19 protein-coding genes are annotated in these 14,384 nt (G+C 71.8%); 9 read left to right on the top strand and 10 right to left on the bottom strand.

What is annotated here, in order from left to right:
* The 3 genes from G5C66_RS21535 to G5C66_RS21525 are packed head-to-tail and all read left to right on the top strand — an operon-like array spanning position 1 to position 2,177.
* Positions 1-930, top strand: a complete 930-nt coding sequence (locus tag G5C66_RS21535; RefSeq protein ID WP_165112976.1) for an iron-containing redox enzyme family protein — start codon at positions 1-3, stop codon at positions 928-930.
* Complete coding sequence (locus G5C66_RS21530) at positions 927-1,145, top strand: CDGSH iron-sulfur domain-containing protein (RefSeq protein ID WP_165112975.1); 219 nt, start codon at positions 927-929, stop codon at positions 1,143-1,145. The genes G5C66_RS21535 and G5C66_RS21530 overlap by 4 nt, the downstream gene beginning before the upstream one ends.
* Before the next feature lie 12 nt (positions 1,146-1,157).
* A complete protein-coding gene (locus G5C66_RS21525) occupies positions 1,158-2,177 on the top strand; it encodes a DNA topoisomerase IB (RefSeq protein WP_165112974.1) in 1,020 nt (339 codons plus the stop codon).
* An 8-nt stretch (positions 2,178-2,185) separates the two neighbouring features.
* On the opposite strand, the gene G5C66_RS21520 is transcribed toward G5C66_RS21525, so the two are convergent.
* The 3 genes from G5C66_RS21520 to G5C66_RS21510 form a co-directional block, all read right to left on the bottom strand.
* Entirely contained in the window at positions 2,186-2,860 is a 675-nt protein-coding gene (locus G5C66_RS21520) for a DUF6766 family protein (protein WP_165112973.1), read from the bottom strand.
* Between the two features lie 94 nt (positions 2,861-2,954).
* Positions 2,955-3,350, bottom strand: a complete 396-nt coding sequence (locus G5C66_RS21515; protein ID WP_165112972.1) for a hypothetical protein — start codon at positions 3,348-3,350, stop codon at positions 2,955-2,957.
* Positions 3,351-3,359: 9 nt separating this feature from the next.
* Entirely contained in the window at positions 3,360-3,914 is a 555-nt protein-coding gene (locus tag G5C66_RS21510) for a Dps family protein (protein WP_165112971.1), read from the bottom strand.
* Between the two features lie 65 nt (positions 3,915-3,979).
* On the opposite strand from G5C66_RS21510, the gene G5C66_RS21505 reads away from it, so the two are divergent.
* Complete coding sequence (locus G5C66_RS21505; protein ID WP_165112970.1) at positions 3,980-4,441, top strand: DUF3817 domain-containing protein; 462 nt, start codon at positions 3,980-3,982, stop codon at positions 4,439-4,441.
* Between the two features lie 20 nt (positions 4,442-4,461).
* Here the strand turns inward: G5C66_RS21505 and G5C66_RS21500 are convergent, their stop codons facing one another.
* The 4 genes from G5C66_RS21500 to galT form a co-directional block, all read right to left on the bottom strand.
* Positions 4,462-5,016, bottom strand: coding sequence for a hemerythrin domain-containing protein (locus G5C66_RS21500; protein ID WP_165112969.1), 555 nt, complete (start codon positions 5,014-5,016; stop codon positions 4,462-4,464).
* Positions 5,017-5,078: 62 nt separating this feature from the next.
* Positions 5,079-5,477 (bottom strand): DUF5709 domain-containing protein, encoded by a 399-nt coding sequence (locus tag G5C66_RS21495; protein WP_165112968.1) that lies wholly within the window; start codon positions 5,475-5,477, stop codon positions 5,079-5,081.
* A gap of 54 nt (positions 5,478-5,531) precedes the next feature.
* Positions 5,532-5,777, bottom strand: a complete 246-nt coding sequence (locus G5C66_RS21490) for a hypothetical protein (RefSeq protein ID WP_165112967.1) — start codon at positions 5,775-5,777, stop codon at positions 5,532-5,534.
* Positions 5,778-5,822: 45 nt separating this feature from the next.
* Entirely contained in the window at positions 5,823-6,929 is a 1,107-nt protein-coding gene (galT, locus tag G5C66_RS21485) for a galactose-1-phosphate uridylyltransferase (RefSeq protein ID WP_165112966.1), read from the bottom strand.
* A gap of 83 nt (positions 6,930-7,012) precedes the next feature.
* On the opposite strand from galT, the gene G5C66_RS21480 reads away from it, so the two are divergent.
* Complete coding sequence (locus G5C66_RS21480; RefSeq protein ID WP_165112965.1) at positions 7,013-7,822, top strand: DeoR/GlpR family DNA-binding transcription regulator; 810 nt, start codon at positions 7,013-7,015, stop codon at positions 7,820-7,822.
* Here G5C66_RS21480 and G5C66_RS21475 read toward each other — a convergent pair.
* The 3 genes from G5C66_RS21475 to G5C66_RS21465 are packed head-to-tail and all read right to left on the bottom strand — an operon-like array spanning position 7,819 to position 10,042.
* Positions 7,819-8,028, bottom strand: coding sequence for a hypothetical protein (locus tag G5C66_RS21475; protein ID WP_165112964.1), 210 nt, complete (start codon positions 8,026-8,028; stop codon positions 7,819-7,821). The two genes, G5C66_RS21480 and G5C66_RS21475, sit on opposite strands and share 4 nt — an antisense overlap.
* A 29-nt stretch (positions 8,029-8,057) precedes the next feature.
* On the bottom strand, positions 8,058-9,329 hold the full coding sequence (locus G5C66_RS21470) for a sensor histidine kinase (RefSeq protein ID WP_165112963.1): 1,272 nt from the start codon (positions 9,327-9,329) through the stop codon (positions 8,058-8,060).
* Positions 9,326-10,042, bottom strand: coding sequence for a response regulator (locus tag G5C66_RS21465; RefSeq protein ID WP_165112962.1), 717 nt, complete (start codon positions 10,040-10,042; stop codon positions 9,326-9,328). Before G5C66_RS21465 ends, G5C66_RS21470 begins: the two co-directional genes overlap by 4 nt.
* A 176-nt stretch (positions 10,043-10,218) precedes the next feature.
* Between G5C66_RS21465 and G5C66_RS21460 the strand changes: the two genes are divergently transcribed.
* The 4 genes from G5C66_RS21460 to G5C66_RS21445 are packed head-to-tail and all read left to right on the top strand — an operon-like array spanning position 10,219 to position 14,331.
* Positions 10,219-11,280, top strand: coding sequence for an AAA family ATPase (locus tag G5C66_RS21460; RefSeq protein WP_165112961.1), 1,062 nt, complete (start codon positions 10,219-10,221; stop codon positions 11,278-11,280).
* The gene (locus tag G5C66_RS21455) at positions 11,277-12,230 is read left to right on the top strand and encodes a DUF58 domain-containing protein (protein ID WP_165112960.1); all 954 of its coding nucleotides are present in this window, start codon (positions 11,277-11,279) and stop codon (positions 12,228-12,230) included. Before G5C66_RS21460 ends, G5C66_RS21455 begins: the two co-directional genes overlap by 4 nt.
* A gap of 16 nt (positions 12,231-12,246) precedes the next feature.
* The gene (locus G5C66_RS21450; protein WP_165112959.1) at positions 12,247-13,236 is read left to right on the top strand and encodes a VWA domain-containing protein; all 990 of its coding nucleotides are present in this window, start codon (positions 12,247-12,249) and stop codon (positions 13,234-13,236) included.
* An 18-nt stretch (positions 13,237-13,254) separates the two neighbouring features.
* Positions 13,255-14,331 (top strand): S1C family serine protease, encoded by a 1,077-nt coding sequence (locus G5C66_RS21445; protein WP_338144270.1) that lies wholly within the window; start codon positions 13,255-13,257, stop codon positions 14,329-14,331.
* Positions 14,332-14,384: the final 53 nt, after the last annotated feature.

Here is a 14,384-nt window from a genome sequence, read left to right as displayed (position 1 = left end):
ATGCTGCCGAAGTCGCGTGGCACCCTGAGTGCTGCTGTGTTCACCGCGCTGCAGAGCGGCGCCACCGCCGACCTGGTGCCGGCGCCGGAGTCCGAGGAGGACGCCCAGGTCACCCTGTGGGCGCTCTACGAGCTCCACTACCGAGGCTTCGACGAGGTCGACCCGGACCTCGAGTGGGACCCGGACCTGCTGCGCCTGCGCCGCGGCCTGGAGAGGTCGTTCGAGACCGAGCTGCGCCGGCGCTGGGACGCCAGCCCGCTCCGCGAGGCCGGCGAGCTGACCGACCTGATCGACGGGCACGACGGCCCGTCGCTGGCGCGGTTCGTGCAGCGTAAGGCCGACCGGGAGCAGGTGCTCGAGATCCTGCGGCACCGCTCGCTCTACCACCTCAAGGAGGCCGACCCCACCAGCTGGGTCGTCCCCCGGCTCGACACCCGCGTCAAGGCACCGCTGATGGAGATCCTGTTCGACGAGTACGGCGACGGCGACCCGAACCGGCTTCATCATCACCTGTTCCGCCGCGGCCTGGAGGCGGCCGGGCTGCGCACCGATCACGCCTGCTACGTCGACGAGGCACCGGTCGAGGTCCTCGCGCTGAACAACGCGCTGTCGTTGTTCGGCCTGCACCGTCGGCTCCGGGGCGCGGCGCTCGGTCACTTCGCGGCCTTCGAGGCGACGAGCTCGATACCGTCGCGACAGCTCGCCCAGGGCCTGCGCCGCCTGGAGTTCCCCGACGAGATGGCGGCCTACTACGACGAGCACGTGGAGGCCGACTCCGTGCACGAGCAGGTCGCGCTGCGCGACGTGTGCGGAGCCTTCCTGGAGGAGAACCCGAGCGAGCGCGACACCGTGCACCTCGGCGCCTTCACCTGTCTCGACCTGGAGGCGCGGTATGCCCACGCGATGCTCACCCAGTGGGGTGTCTCATGAGCGACTTCGAGCACGCCTCGGTCGTGCTGTGCCCGGCGGGACCGATGCTCCTGCGCGGCAAGCACGAGATCCTGGACGCCGACGGGAAGGTCCACCGCACGGTGCGCCCGGTGAGTGCCGTGTGCATGTGCGGTCGGTCCGCGATCAAGCCCTGGTGCGACGGTACGCACCGGCTGCTGTCCGCGGGCGCGCGCGACGACGAGCCCACCGGTTGAGAGGAGCCCCTCGTGGTTCGACTTCGCCGGGTCTCGGCGGAGGAGCCGGGATGGACCCGCCGCGGGGCGGGTCGCGGCTTCGTGTACCTCGACGATGCCGGTGACCGGCTGCCCGAGGATGCCGCGGCACGGATCCGCGCGCTGGCCATCCCACCCGCCTGGGAGGACGTCTGGATCTGTCCTCACGAGAACGGCCACCTCCAGGCCGTCGGGACCGACGCCGCCGGTCGCCGCCAGTACCTCTACCACCCCGACTGGCGGGCCAAGCGCGACCAGGAGAAGTTCGACCGGGTGCTGGAGCTCGGCAGCGTGCTGCCCCGCGTACGCGAGCGGGCGGAGCGGGACCTCACCACCACCGGGATGAGCGACGCCCGGGCCTCGGCGCTCGCGGTGCGGCTGCTGGACCTGGGCTGCTTCCGGATCGGCAGCGACGCCTACGCCGACGACAACGGCGGCTTCGGTCTGACCACGCTGGAGCGTCGCCACGTCCACAAGCGCGACGGCGCCTACGTCTTCGACTTCACCGGGAAGTCCGGCGTCCACCACACCATCAGCATCGACGACCCGCTGTCGGTGGAGGCGATCGCCACCCTGCGTCGCCGGCGCGCCGGCTTCGAGGAGCTCCTCGCCTACAAGCAGGGCAGCAGGTGGCAACGGCTGACACCGGCGATGGTCAACGACTACGTGCGCGAGCTGAGCGGCCTGGAGGTGTCCGCGAAGGACTTCCGGACCTGGCACGCCACCGTGCTCGCGGCGCTCGCCCTGGCCGAGGACCCCGAGGCCGCGGAGCGGGCGACCCCGACCGCCAGGTCCCGGCGCAAGCAGCAGGCCGCGGCGATCAAGGAGGTCGCGGAGTACCTCGGGAACACCCCGGCGATCGCCCGCGCCTCCTACGTCGACCCGCGGGTGCTCGAGCTGCACGAGCAGGGACGCACGATCCGCGTACGCAAGGGTTCGAGCACCGACCCGCAGGCCCGCCAGGCCGCGGCGGAGCGTGCGGTGCTGCGGCTGCTGGCGCCGGAGGAGGACTGAGCGGCGCGTCAGCCCTCGACGCCGGTGGCCTCGTGGGACGAGCCGACCGGCTTGCTCTCGGGTGATCCGCGCTGTCGGAGGTAGATCGAGAGCACCGCCATGGAGCCGACGGCCAGGAACTCCGACTGCCAGTTCTGCAGGGTCCGCGCCCAGAAGTCGGAGTGCAGCAGGTAGGAGCCCCAGGCGATCGGGTCACGGAGCTGCTGCATCCGGGTCTCGTTGTACGCGGCCCACCCGGCCACCGACTGGACCAGCCAGGACAGCACGAAGATGGCGCCCATGGTGAAGCCGAGCGACCGGGAGTAGAGCGCGGTCCGGAGGCCTCCGGCCCGGGCCAGCTTGGGCGAGTCCGGACGGGCGTACGCACCGACCTTCTGCTTCTCGTCGGACTCCTGGCCGGCGTCCTTGAGCGGCTTGGACTCCGGGGAGCCCCGTTGCACGAGCCAGACCGTCAGCATGACGTAGAGCAAGAACTGGAGGTACTCGCTCTGCCAGTTCTCGGTCACGTCCACCGCGAAGCTCGACGAGGTGAGGTAGCTGCCGAGGGTGATCCGGTCGAGGCCGTCGGCGAAGAGCTCGTCGTTGAGCTGGTGCCAGCCGGCGATCGCCTGGCCGGCGAGGCTGCCCAGGAAGAGCACCCCGAAGGCGAGGCTGAGCGAGTTCTCTCGGAAGAATCGTCGCATCGCTTCCCCTCACCCGTGCCTCAGCGCGAGGACGAACGTGTAGACGAGTCCGATCCCGATGACCGCCAGGTAGGCGACGTACATGATCCGCATCTCAGCCTCCGTGCAGGGCGCAGTCATAGGGCTTCGGCCGCTGCGGCGTGCAGCCCGCCGCGTGCAGCAGCCACTCGTCGGCGAACCGGGTCAGGAACAGCGTCTCGCCCTGGTAGCGGACCTCGGCCATGGTGCCGAAGACGTCGACACGGTCAGGCCGGCCCGGGGCGGGCAGCTTCTCCTCGGCGATCGCCTCGGCGCAGGGCAGCTTGGCCGCCGCCTCCAGCTCGGTCCGCGTCTCCGGGGCGAGCAGCGCGCAGGCGCCTGCCCAGTCCTGAGTGGCGACCGCGTCCTGGAAGGCGGCGGCGCGGTCACGTACCGCGGCGTCCTGGCCCGAGCCGCACCCGCTGAGGATCATTGGGAGAAGCAGTGCCAGCGCCGCGAACCACCACCGCATGGGATCCCCTCAGCCGCGCACGGCTCGCGCCGCGCCTGCCTCCGTGGCTTCGCCGCTGGTCTTCAGCTGGCCGCCCTGGTCCTCCAGGTGGGCGCGTACGAACCAGTGGAAGAGCTCCAGCTGCTCGGTCTGGCCGATCAGGATGTCCTGGGTGACCAGGTCGAGCTCCTCGAGCTCCTTGATCGCCGTGCGGTAGGACTCGATCACGCCCCGGTAGGTGACGTCGAGGGCGGCGAGGTGCTCCTGGGTGGTGGCCCGGCCGATGCTGTAGTCGTCCCACTCACGCTCCGCGACGAGTGCGCCCGGGGTGCCGCGCGGGGCACCGCCCAGGGTCGCGATGCGCTCGGCGAGCGCATCGGCCATGGCACGTACGGCGTCGACCTGGGGGTCGATCATCTCGTGGACCGCGATGAAATGCGGCCCGACGACGTTCCAGTGCACGTGCTTGAGGGTGAGCTGGAGGTCGTTCGCGGCGTGGAGTCGCGACTGCAGGAGGTCGATGGTGGTCCGAGCAGCGCTCTCGTCCATGCCCGGGATCGTGTAGTGCAGCGTGTCGGTCGTCATGGCGCGACCAGTACCCATAGCCGCTCGATTCATACCAGTACACGGGTGCGAATAAACTTTGCCGCGTGTCCGCCATCCTTCGCTCCCCCTCCCGTCTCTACCGGATCGTCGCCACCGCCGAGGCGGTGACCTGGGCGGGGCTGCTCAGCGGCATGTTCCTGAAGTACGTCACCGAGACCACCGACCTCGGCGTCAGCATCTTCGGGATGCTGCACGGGATCGTGTTCATCAGCTACTGCGTGACCACGACCGTGGTCGCCATCGACCAGCGCTGGTCGTTCGGCCGGCTCGTCGCCGGCCTCGCGTCCTCGATCCCGCCGTTCCTGACCCTGTGGTTCGAGCGCTACGCGGAGCGCCGCGGGCTGCTCGCACAGACGTGGCGGCTGCTCGAGGACGCCCCCACGCGCTCCCTCGAGCAGCCGCTCGCCTGGCTCCTCCGCAACCCGGTGCGGGGACTGGCCGCCGGCTTCGCAAGCGTCGCCGCGCTCACCGCGGTCGCGCTGGTCGCCGGGCCGCCGGTCGGCTGACCGGCCTCACCTGACCGGCATCACTTGTCGGCGTGCTGGTCCAGCTCCTGCCGTAGCTCTTCCTTGTCCTTGTCACCCGCGGGGATGCCCGCGTTGGACGCCTGACGGCGCAGCTCGTCGCGGGTGATGTCCTCGGGCATCTGCCCGAGGTGCTCCTGGCGGCTCTTCAGGAAGGCCTTGCCCAGCTCGGCGCGACGCGCGTCATCGAGACGGCTGCGCATGCCCGGCAGCACGGTCGACTCCTCCTCCTCGACGTGGTGCGAGACGGCGTCGACCACCTCGGCCAGCTTGTTGTCGTACGCCGTGGAGTAGGGGTCGCACTCGGCGAGCTCGGCAAGGAGGCGGTCGGCGAGGACGTGCTCCTCCTGGCTGTGCGCGACGTCGTCCGCCTCACCGGCCTCGTCACGGGCGACCGGGTAGACCTCGGCCTCCTCGGCACGGCTGTGCGCGGCCAGGAGGGTGACCAGGACCGGGGTCAGTCCGGCGCGTACCTCCGGCTCGCGCTCCAATTTCTCGAACAGACTCTCCACCTCACGGTGGTCCTGCATGATCAGGTCGGTCACGTCTTCGGACACGTCACTTCTCCTCTGTGCTGGTAGGGATCCGGCCGTCCACCGGTACCCCTGAACGCGCAGAGTCAGTCAGGCACCTCGTCGACGACGTGCACGGCCGCTTCCTCGGCCGAGGCGCCGGCACCGTCGATCCCCTCGTCCTGCCCGACGAGCTTCCCCTCGTCGTCCTCGCGCACTCCCTCGTCGGGACTGGTGAGCCGACCGGCACGCGCCTCACCCACCTCGCCGGTCACCGGCCCGTCCAGGATGTCGGCGTCGGCCTCGGCCTTCGCCTCCTCCCAGACCTCGGGCTCCTCCTGGGCACGGCGCTCGTCGATGGTCTCGCCCTCGCGCTCCTCCCGAGGCGTGACGCCCTTGACGGTGACACCGCGGGGCCGCTCGGGCGGCGAATAGCCCTCGTCCAGGACGTCGTCCACGCCGCGGTCGTCGAGGGTGTCCTCTGGCTGAAGCTGCTCTCCACTCATGCTTCGACCGGTATCCCGCCACCGGCTCGACGATGCTTCGAGGCCGCGCCCGCTTCAGGCAGGCCCGCCCTCGCCGCTGTGGTCGGCGAGCAGCTCGACGTCGACCTCCTCCTGATGCGAGATCTGCTCGACGACGAGCTCCTGCTGCTCCTCGGTCAGCGTCACCCCGGCCTCGTGCAGCGCCTTGGTGAGCTCGTCCCGGATGGTTCCCTCGGGCGCGGTCTCCTGCCAGGCGGTGACCCGTTCGACCACACCCTGGAGTGCCTGTACGCGAGCTTCGTCCTGGTTCATCTCAGTCATCTGCACGCGGTACCCGGCCCGGTGGGGGACATGCGGACGGGCGGCTCAGACCGGGTTCGTCTCGTCGGCGTGGGCGATCGCCTCGCGCAGCCGCTCGGCCTGGTGCTCCGGCGGGATGTCGGCCACCCAGGCGCCCATCGCCGCCTCGCTGCCGGCCAGGTACTTCAGCTTGTCGGCCCCGCGCCGCGGGCTGGTGAGCTGGAGGGTGAGCCGGACGCTGTCGCGGTGGGAGCGCACCGGGGCCTGGTGCCAGGCCGCGATGTAGGGGGTCGGGTCGTCGTAGAGCGCATCGACGCCGCGCAGCAGCCGCAGATAGAGCGTGCTCAGCTCCTCGCGCTGCGCGTGGGTGGTGGCGGCGAAGTCCGGCACCTGGGCGTGCGGCATCAGGTGGACCTCGACCGGCCAGCGGGCGGCGTACGGCACGAAGGCGGTCCAGTGCTCGCCGGAGAGGACGATCCGCTCCCCCTTCTGCTCGAACGCGAGGAGGTCGGCCTGCAGGCTCGGGCCGTACTCCTCGATCGCGGCGAGGAGGCGCTGCGTCCGCGGGGTGATGTAGGGGTAGGCGTAGATCTGGCCGTGAGGGTGCCGGAGGGTGACGCCGATGGCCTCGCCCCGGTTCTCGAACGGGAAGACCTGGGCGACGCCCGGGAGGGCGGAGAGCTCGGCGGTGCGGTCTGCCCAGGCCTCGATCACCGTGCGGGCGCGCTCGCGCGACAGCGAGCCGAAGGAACCCTCGTGCTCCGGGCTGAAGCACACCACCTCGCAGCGCCCGACCGCCGTGGCGCTGCGGCCGAGCGCGAGGCCGGACAGGTCCGCCGGCCCCTCCCCCGGGTCCGGCCCGAAGGACGGCGACCGGTTCTCGAAGACCGCGACGTCGTACGCCGACGGGATCTCGGACGGGTTGCCCGGCGTCTGCGGTGACAGCGGGTCCAGATGGGCCGGCGGCAGCATGACCCTGGTCTGGCGGGCGGCCGCCACGGTGACCCACTCGCCGGTCAGCACGTCCTGACGCATCTGCGCGGTCGAGGGTCGCGGAGGCAGCTCCCGCTCGTCGGCCCGTCGTTCGGCCGGCAGGGCCGAGTCGGGGTCGTCGAAGTAGATGAGCTCGCGTCCGTCCGCCAGCGTGTGGACCTGTTTGGGGATGCCTGTCACGCCTCGAAGGCTAGAGCTCTTTCGATATCGAAATCAACTCTTTCGCATTGACAAATTCCGGCTGGCCTGAGCAGCATGTCCGCATGCCCGAGCCCGCCCCGCACCTGCCGACCGAGGAGCGCCGCGACCGGATCCGCGAGCTCGTCGAGGAGCGCAGCTTCGTGCGGGTCGTCGACCTCAGCGAGGCGTTCGGCGTCTCCACCGTGACGGTGCGTACGGACCTGGAGGCTCTCGAGCACGGCGGCGCCGTCCGGCGCATCCGTGGCGGGGCGATGCCGGCCGAGGGCCTGCGGGAGCGTCCCTTCGAGGAGGTCCAGGTCGACGCGGCTCCGCAGAAGGAGGCCATCGCCCGTCTCGCCGTCGACGAGCTCAGCTCGGGCATGAGCGTGCTGCTCGATGTCGGCACCACCACCGCGGCCATCGCCGCCGAGCTGGTCCGGCGGACCGAGCTGGTCGACCTCACGGTGATCACCAACGGGCTCTCGATCGCGCTCACGCTGGAGCCCGCGCTGCCCCGCCTGCAGGTCATCGTCACCGGCGGGACCCTCCGCCCACTGCAGCACTCCCTCGTCCCGCCCCTGGCCGACACCGTCCTGAGCCGCATCCGTGCCGACGTCGCCTTCATCGGCTGCAACGGCGTCGACGTCGAGGCCGGCATCACCAACATCAACCTCCCCGAGGCGGAGCTGAAGCGAGCGATGATCGATGCCGCCTCCCGCGTCGTCGTCGCCGCGGACAGCAGCAAGCTCGGTCGCGTACACCTCGGCCGGGTCGCCGACCTCGGCCAGGTCGACGCCCTCGTCACCGACGGCGACCAGAGCGGGCCGGCGCTCGACGCGATCCAGGCGGTCACCGGCCTCGAGGTGCTCGTCGCCAGGGGCGGCACCCGCTAGGCAGCCGGCGTCTCGGCTTCCCAGCAGTCCTCCGCGGTGTGCTCGACCACGCCGTAATAGGCCGCTGGCTCCGCGGGCGCATTCCGGGCAGGGTCGACGCGCACCTCCACGTTCATGCACCCCTGCAGGGCCAGCCCGGTGACGACACCGAGCAGGACCACCGGCGCGAACGTTCTGACTCCGCGCCATGTCGATGCTGTTCTCATGCTCACTCCTCGTACGTGTGGTCGGCGGTTCACCCGAGCAGCGGGTCCCCTTCGGGTGGCGCGTCGGTGCGGTTGGCCGAACGGTTCATCGCGTGGTCGGGGAGCCAGAGCACGAAGGTGCTGCCGGCGGTGCCACGACTGACCAGCACCAGCCGGCCCTCGTGGCTCTCGGCGATCTGCCGGGCGATGGCGAGGCCGAGCCCCGAGCCGTCCGTGGCCGGCTCCTGACCGGCTGCTCCGTTCCCTCGGTAGAAGCGGTCGAAGATGCGTTCCCGGTCGGCCTCGGCGATCCCCGGCCCTTCGTCGGCCACCGCGGCCCAGGCCCAGCCGTGCTGGCCACCCATCCCGATGGTGATGGTCGAGCCCGTCGGGGCGAGCCTGACCGCGTTCGACAGCAGGTTGGCCAGGGCACGCTGCAGCGCGTCCGGGTCGCCGACGACGACCGGTCCCCGGTGGGAGCGCTCGACCATCCGGAGGCCACGGGCCTCGGCCGCGAGACGATGCTCCCGCACCGCCGCGGTGACGGCGTCGGACAGGTCGACCTGGCGGTCGGTGAACGCCTCGGAGCGGCTGCGGGCGATCGCGAGCAGATCCTCGAGGAGGCGGCGCATCCGGCGGGTGGCCTGGAGCACGACGACGCTCGCCTCGCGCCGCTCGGTCGGGGTGGACCGGTCGTTGGCGAGGACGGCCTCGACGTTGGTGTGGATGAGGGAGACCGGGTTGCGCAGCTCGTGGGAGACGTCCTCGACGAAGCGCCGCTGGTCGGTGAACGCCTTGTCGAGGCGGGCCAGCATCGAGTCGATGGTGTCGGCGAGCGTACGCAGCTCGTCGTGGGGCCCGGTCGCGCCGATGCGCCGGGTGAGGTCGGAGGCGTTGATCTCCTGGGCGGTGCGCGTGATCGCGCCGACCGGCCGCAGCGCGCGACCGGCGACCCACCAGCCGATGGCCAGGCTGAGGACGAACATCACGACCAGCGCGATGATCGAGTAGTTGCGCAGCGTCTGCAGCGAGGCGTAGTTGACCGCCTCTTGGACGTCGGCGAAGTCCGCTGCCTGGAACTCCTGCCCGGGCTTGTAGACGATGTGGCCGTCCTGCGTCTCGAACTTCTTGACCGTCACGGGGTCCAGCGGCGCGGCGCTGATGCTGCTGGAGAGCGCGAGGTAGACCCCGGCAAGGAGGAGGGCGGTCACGCCGAACAGCAGCGAGGAGTACGTCAGCGCGAGCCGCACCCTCACGGTGCGGAGCCATCTCGGAAGCCGCAGGGCCAGGCGACGTACGCCGGTGCCCACGCCGCCGCTCATGCGGTGGCGCCCTGGTCGAGCTCGGGCAGGTCGCGGAGGCGGTAGCCGCGGCCGACGACGGTCTCGAGGGCCGGAGGCTCGTCGCCGACGGTCAGCTTGCGCCGCAGCGTACCGACCGTGACCCGGACCGTCTGGGTGAACGGGTCGGCGTTCTCGTCCCACACGTGCTCGAGGAGCTCCTCGGCCGAGACGATGAAGGCCGGCCTGGTCATCAGGTAGCGCAGGACGGAGAACTCCTTTAGGGTCAGCCCGAGCTCCCGGTCGCCGCGCCGGGCCAGCTGCCGGGCGGTGTCGAGCCGGATCGGCCCGTGGGTCAGCACCGAGGTGCCGTCGCTGCTCGGCCGCCGCAGCAGCGCCCGCAGCCGGGCGGTCAGCTCGGCCAGCTCGAACGGCTTGGTCAGGTAATCGTCGGCCCCCACGTCAAGGCCGCGGACCCGGTCGTCGAGCCGGTTGCGAGCGGTCAGCATGAGGATCCGCGGGGGCTCGTCGCCGGCGACCTCCACTCCCCCGGTACGCAGCGCCGAGGCGACCTCGAAGCCGCTGCCGTCGGGCAGGTTGATGTCGAGGACGACCAGGTCGTAGGCGTTCAGGCCGAGCTTCTCGAGCGCACCGGCGACCGAGCCGGCACCGTCGACGGCATAGCCCTCGCGCTGCAGCGCGACCTTCAGCGCGCTGACCAGGCCGGCCTGGTCCTCGACGATCAAGACCCTCACGCTCAAGAACGGTAGCGCGCACCCTTGTCCGCGCAACGCCTTCGGGATGACTGCTGTGTATCGGTTCCGGCGCGCGCTTTCGGATCGCTTTCGGTGCTGTTTCCGCTGGTTTTCGGCCTCCTTCGATGAGATCGGTGTCCAGCAGAAGCACGCCATCGAGCTCCAGGAGGTCCCCCATGTGGAAGTCAGAGCACCAGCCAACCCAGCCGGCCCGGTCCGACCTCGGCGCCAACGCGGTCCTCGAGCGCGTCCTCTTCGAGGTCAAGCGCGTCGTCGTCGGCCAAGACCTGATGATCGAGCGGATGCTGGTCGGCCTGCTGGCCCGCGGCCACGTGCTGCTCGAGGGCGTGCCCGGGGTCGCGAAGACCCTGGCCGTACGCACCCTCGCCGGCGTCGTCGGCGGCTCGTTCACCCGTCTCCAGTTCACCCCGGACCTGATGCCCTCCGACATCGTCGGGACCCGGGTGTGGCGGCCGTCGGCGGAGCAGTTCGACACCGAGCTGGGGCCGGTCTTCGCCAACCTCGTCCTCGCCGACGAGATCAACCGCGCCCCGGCCAAGGTGCAGTCCGCGCTGCTGGAGGCGATGGCCGAGCGCCAGGTCAGCATCGGCGGCACGAGCCACCGTCTGCCCGACCCGTTCCTCGTCCTCGCCACCCAGAACCCGATCGAGAACGACGGCGTCTACCGGCTCCCCGAGGCCCAGCGCGACCGGTTCCTGCTGAAGGTCGACGTCGGCCACGTCGACGAGCTGGAGGAGATGACGATCATCCAGCGGATGGGCACCCGGCCGCCAGCCGTGGAGCAGATCCTCGACATCGCTGCGCTGCGCCGACTCCAGGCCCGTGCCGAGGAGGTGTTCGTGCACCACGAGGTCGCGCAGTACGCCGTCAAGCTCGTGATGGCGACGCGTACGCCGCATGCGTACGGTCTGCACAACCTCGACGGCCTGCTCGCCTACGGCGTCAGCGCCCGCGGCAGCCTCGGTCTGATCACCGCCGGCCGGGCGCTGGCCCTGCTGCGCGGGCGCGACTACGTGCTGCCGGCCGACATCGCCGACCTGGCCGGCGACATCCTCGCCCACCGGCTCGTGCTCACCTTCGACGCGGAGGCCGACGGGGTCGACCCGCGGGCCGTCGTGGACGCCGTCCTCGCCGCGGTCCCGCAGCCGCGGGCGACGCCGAGCGACGACGACGCGGAGACCGTCGAGCCGGCGTCCGGCGAGGAGCTGGCGTCGTGAGGTCCACGGGGCGCTCCCCCTACGGGGCCTTCCGCGAGCTGGACCTGACCGTCCAACGCCGGGTGAGCGGAATGCTCCAGGGCGAGGCCGACGGACTGCGGCTCGGTCCCGGCAGCGACGCGGAGGAGCTCGTGCCCTACACGCCGGGCCATGACGTACGCCGCATCGACTGGAACGCGACCGCGCGCCTCGGCGATCCGCACGTGTGGCTCACCCGGGCCGAGCACGAGCTCGACACCTGGCTGCTGGTCGACCGCACACCCAGCATGGCCTTCGGGACCGCGCTCGCCGAGAAGGTGGAGGTCGCCGAGGCGACGGCGGCCGCGATCGGGATCGCGGCAGACGGTCCGGGCAACCGGGTCGGCCTCGGGATCCTCGAAGCCGACGGCGTACGTTGGCGGCCGCCGGCCACCGGACGCCGGGCCGCGCGTCGACTGCTGACCGCGGAGCCGCCCTCGCCGCGTACGGCCCGGGCGGCGGCAGGCGGCGCCACCCTCGACAGCGCGCTGGTCGAGCTCGGACGGCGCGCCCGGACCCCGGGTCTGCGGGTGGTCGTGACCGACCTCCTGCCCGCGGACGGGACCTGGGAGCGGCCCTTCGGCTGGGAGTCGGCGCTGCGTCGGCTCACCGCGCGCCACGACGTGATCCTCGTCGAGATCGTCGACCCGCGCGAGCTCGAGCTACCCGCCGTCGGGCAGGTCACGATCGTCGACCCCGAGACGGACCGGCAGCACGAGGCCGACACCTCCGACCCGTGGCTGCGCGCCGCCTACGCCGAGGCGATGACCACGCTGCGCGGGCACAACGCCCAGGCCGTACGCGCCGCCGGCGCCGACCACCTGCGGATGTCCACCGACGACGACTGGGCGCGAATGCTGGTCCGGCTGCTGCGACGCCGGGCCCGACACCCCCGGCCTGCCCGCTCCCGGACGGCCACGGCCACCCACTGACCGGAAGGAGCACTCGATGAGACTCACCCAGCCGCTGTTCCTGCTCGCCCTGATACCGATCGCCCTGCTCGCCGTCGGCTACCTGGTCATGCAGCGTCGCCGGATCAAGTACGCCGTCCGGTTCGCCACCGCTCCCATGCTCGAGCGCCTCGTCCCGAACCGTCCCCGCTGGCGGCGCCACCTGGCCGCCGGGCTGGTGGTCGGGGCCCTGGCCCTGCTCGCCGTGGCGACGACCCAGCCCCAGGTCCGGGCGCAGGTGCCCTACGAGCGCGCCACGATCCTGGTCGCCATCGACACCTCCGCCTCGATGTCGGCCGAGGACATGCCGCCCAACCGCCTGGAGGCCGCCAAGTCGGCCGCCATCAGTTTCATCGAGCAGCTCCCGGCCCGCTACAACGTCGGCCTCGTGAGCTTCTCCAGCAACGCCCGCGTCGTCACCAGCCCGACCACCGACCACGCCCTGGTCGTACGCAGCATCGACGGTCTCGGCCCGCCCGACGGCGGCACCGCGATCGGCGAGGCGGTCTACTCCTCGATCAGCGACCTGCAGCAGATCCTCGAGGAGGCCGCGGCCGGCTCGTCCGAAGAATCGGAGGAGTCCGAGGAGTCCGAGGAGGAGCGGGCGCCGGCACATCTCGTCCTGCTCTCCGACGGCGGCAACTCCGCCGGCCGGAGCCCGGTCACGGCCGCCGCAGCCGCCCGGGAGGCGGGGCTGCCCACCTCGACCATCGCCTACGGCACCGAGGGTTCCAGCGCCACGCTGCCCGGCGGGCAGTCGGTCGAGGTCCGCGAGGACACCCTGCGGGACCTCGCCGACACCACCGGCGGCCAGTTCTACCGCGCCTCCAGCGCCGACGAGCTGCGTGAGGTCTACGACGACATCGGCACGCTGGTCGGCCATCACATCGAGTACCGCGAGATCACCGTCTGGGTCGTGCTCGGCGCGATGGTCCTCGCCTTCGCCGCGGCCGCGCTCTCGCTGCGCTGGTTCGCACGCCTCATCTAGGCCCCAGGAAGGACTCCCGTGAACGACAACCCGACCACCGACCACGACCACGACCTCGGCCTCGGCCTCGGCCGCCCGGCCGGACCGCAGCAGTGGACCGTCACGGCCCCACCCATACGTCCCCGCCGGCCGCTCCAGCCCGCACCACCACCCCCGATCCGACCAGTCGCACCCTCGCCGACACCACCGGCCGCGCCGAGCCCGACCCCCTTGTCGGCACCCCCTCCGGCACGACGCGTGGTGCGTGACCGCTACGGCAGGGTGCGGCTGGTCGCCCCGGCCAGGCCGCCGGGCCCGCCCACCGAGGTACCTCGGTCAGCCGACGCTCCGGCGACGCAGCCGCCTCCGGCTCTGATGAGGCGCCCCCGACGTACCCTCACGCTCGCCCTCGCCGCCGCGGTCCTGGCAGGCGCGGTCGCCGGTGGCGGCGTCGCGATCGGCCTCGCCGACCGCGGTCCCGTCGACGCCCTCACCGCCCCCGCACCCGCGCCGCAGGGCTCACAGGGAGCGGCGGCGACGAACGCCACCGAGGCCGCGGCCCAGCGCATCCTGCCCAGCGTGGTCCAGGTACGCGCCGGCCGCGGCACCGGCTCCGGCGTGGCCATCGACGGCGTCGGCCACATCGTCACCAACGCCCACGTCGTCGACGGCTCCGACTCGGTGAGCCTCGTCCTGGCCGACGGAAGCTCCACCCCCGGCCGCGTCATCGGCAGCGACGAACGCAACGACATCGCCGTCATCGCCACCGATCCGAACGCCGTACGCCCCGCCACCATCGGCCAGAGCGGCAACCTCCGCATCGGTCAGCCCGTGATCGCCGTCGGCTCACCCCTCGGCCTCAACGGCACCGTCACCTCCGGCATCGTCAGCTCACCGCACCGCTCCGCCGGCTCGTCGCCGGAGATGATCCAGACCGACGCCGCCATCAACCCTGGCAACTCCGGCGGCCCGCTCGTCGACCTCGACGGCCGCGTCGTCGGGATCAACACCTCCATCGCCACCCTCGGCGGCCCCAGCGGCAACATCGGCATCGGCTTCGCCGTCCCCATCGACCGCGTCCGCACCGTCGCCCAGACCCTGATCAGCCAGGGCTGAGCGCGCGTACCTCACCCATGTGTCGGACGGCCCAGCGCAGCCGGGTACAGGTC

The sequence above is a fragment of the Nocardioides turkmenicus genome, assembly GCF_011045035.1.
Taxonomy (GTDB): Bacteria; Actinomycetota; Actinomycetes; order Propionibacteriales; family Nocardioidaceae; genus Nocardioides; species Nocardioides turkmenicus.
Note: the sequence above shows the minus strand (reverse complement) of the source record. Positions and strands in the feature narration are given on the sequence as shown.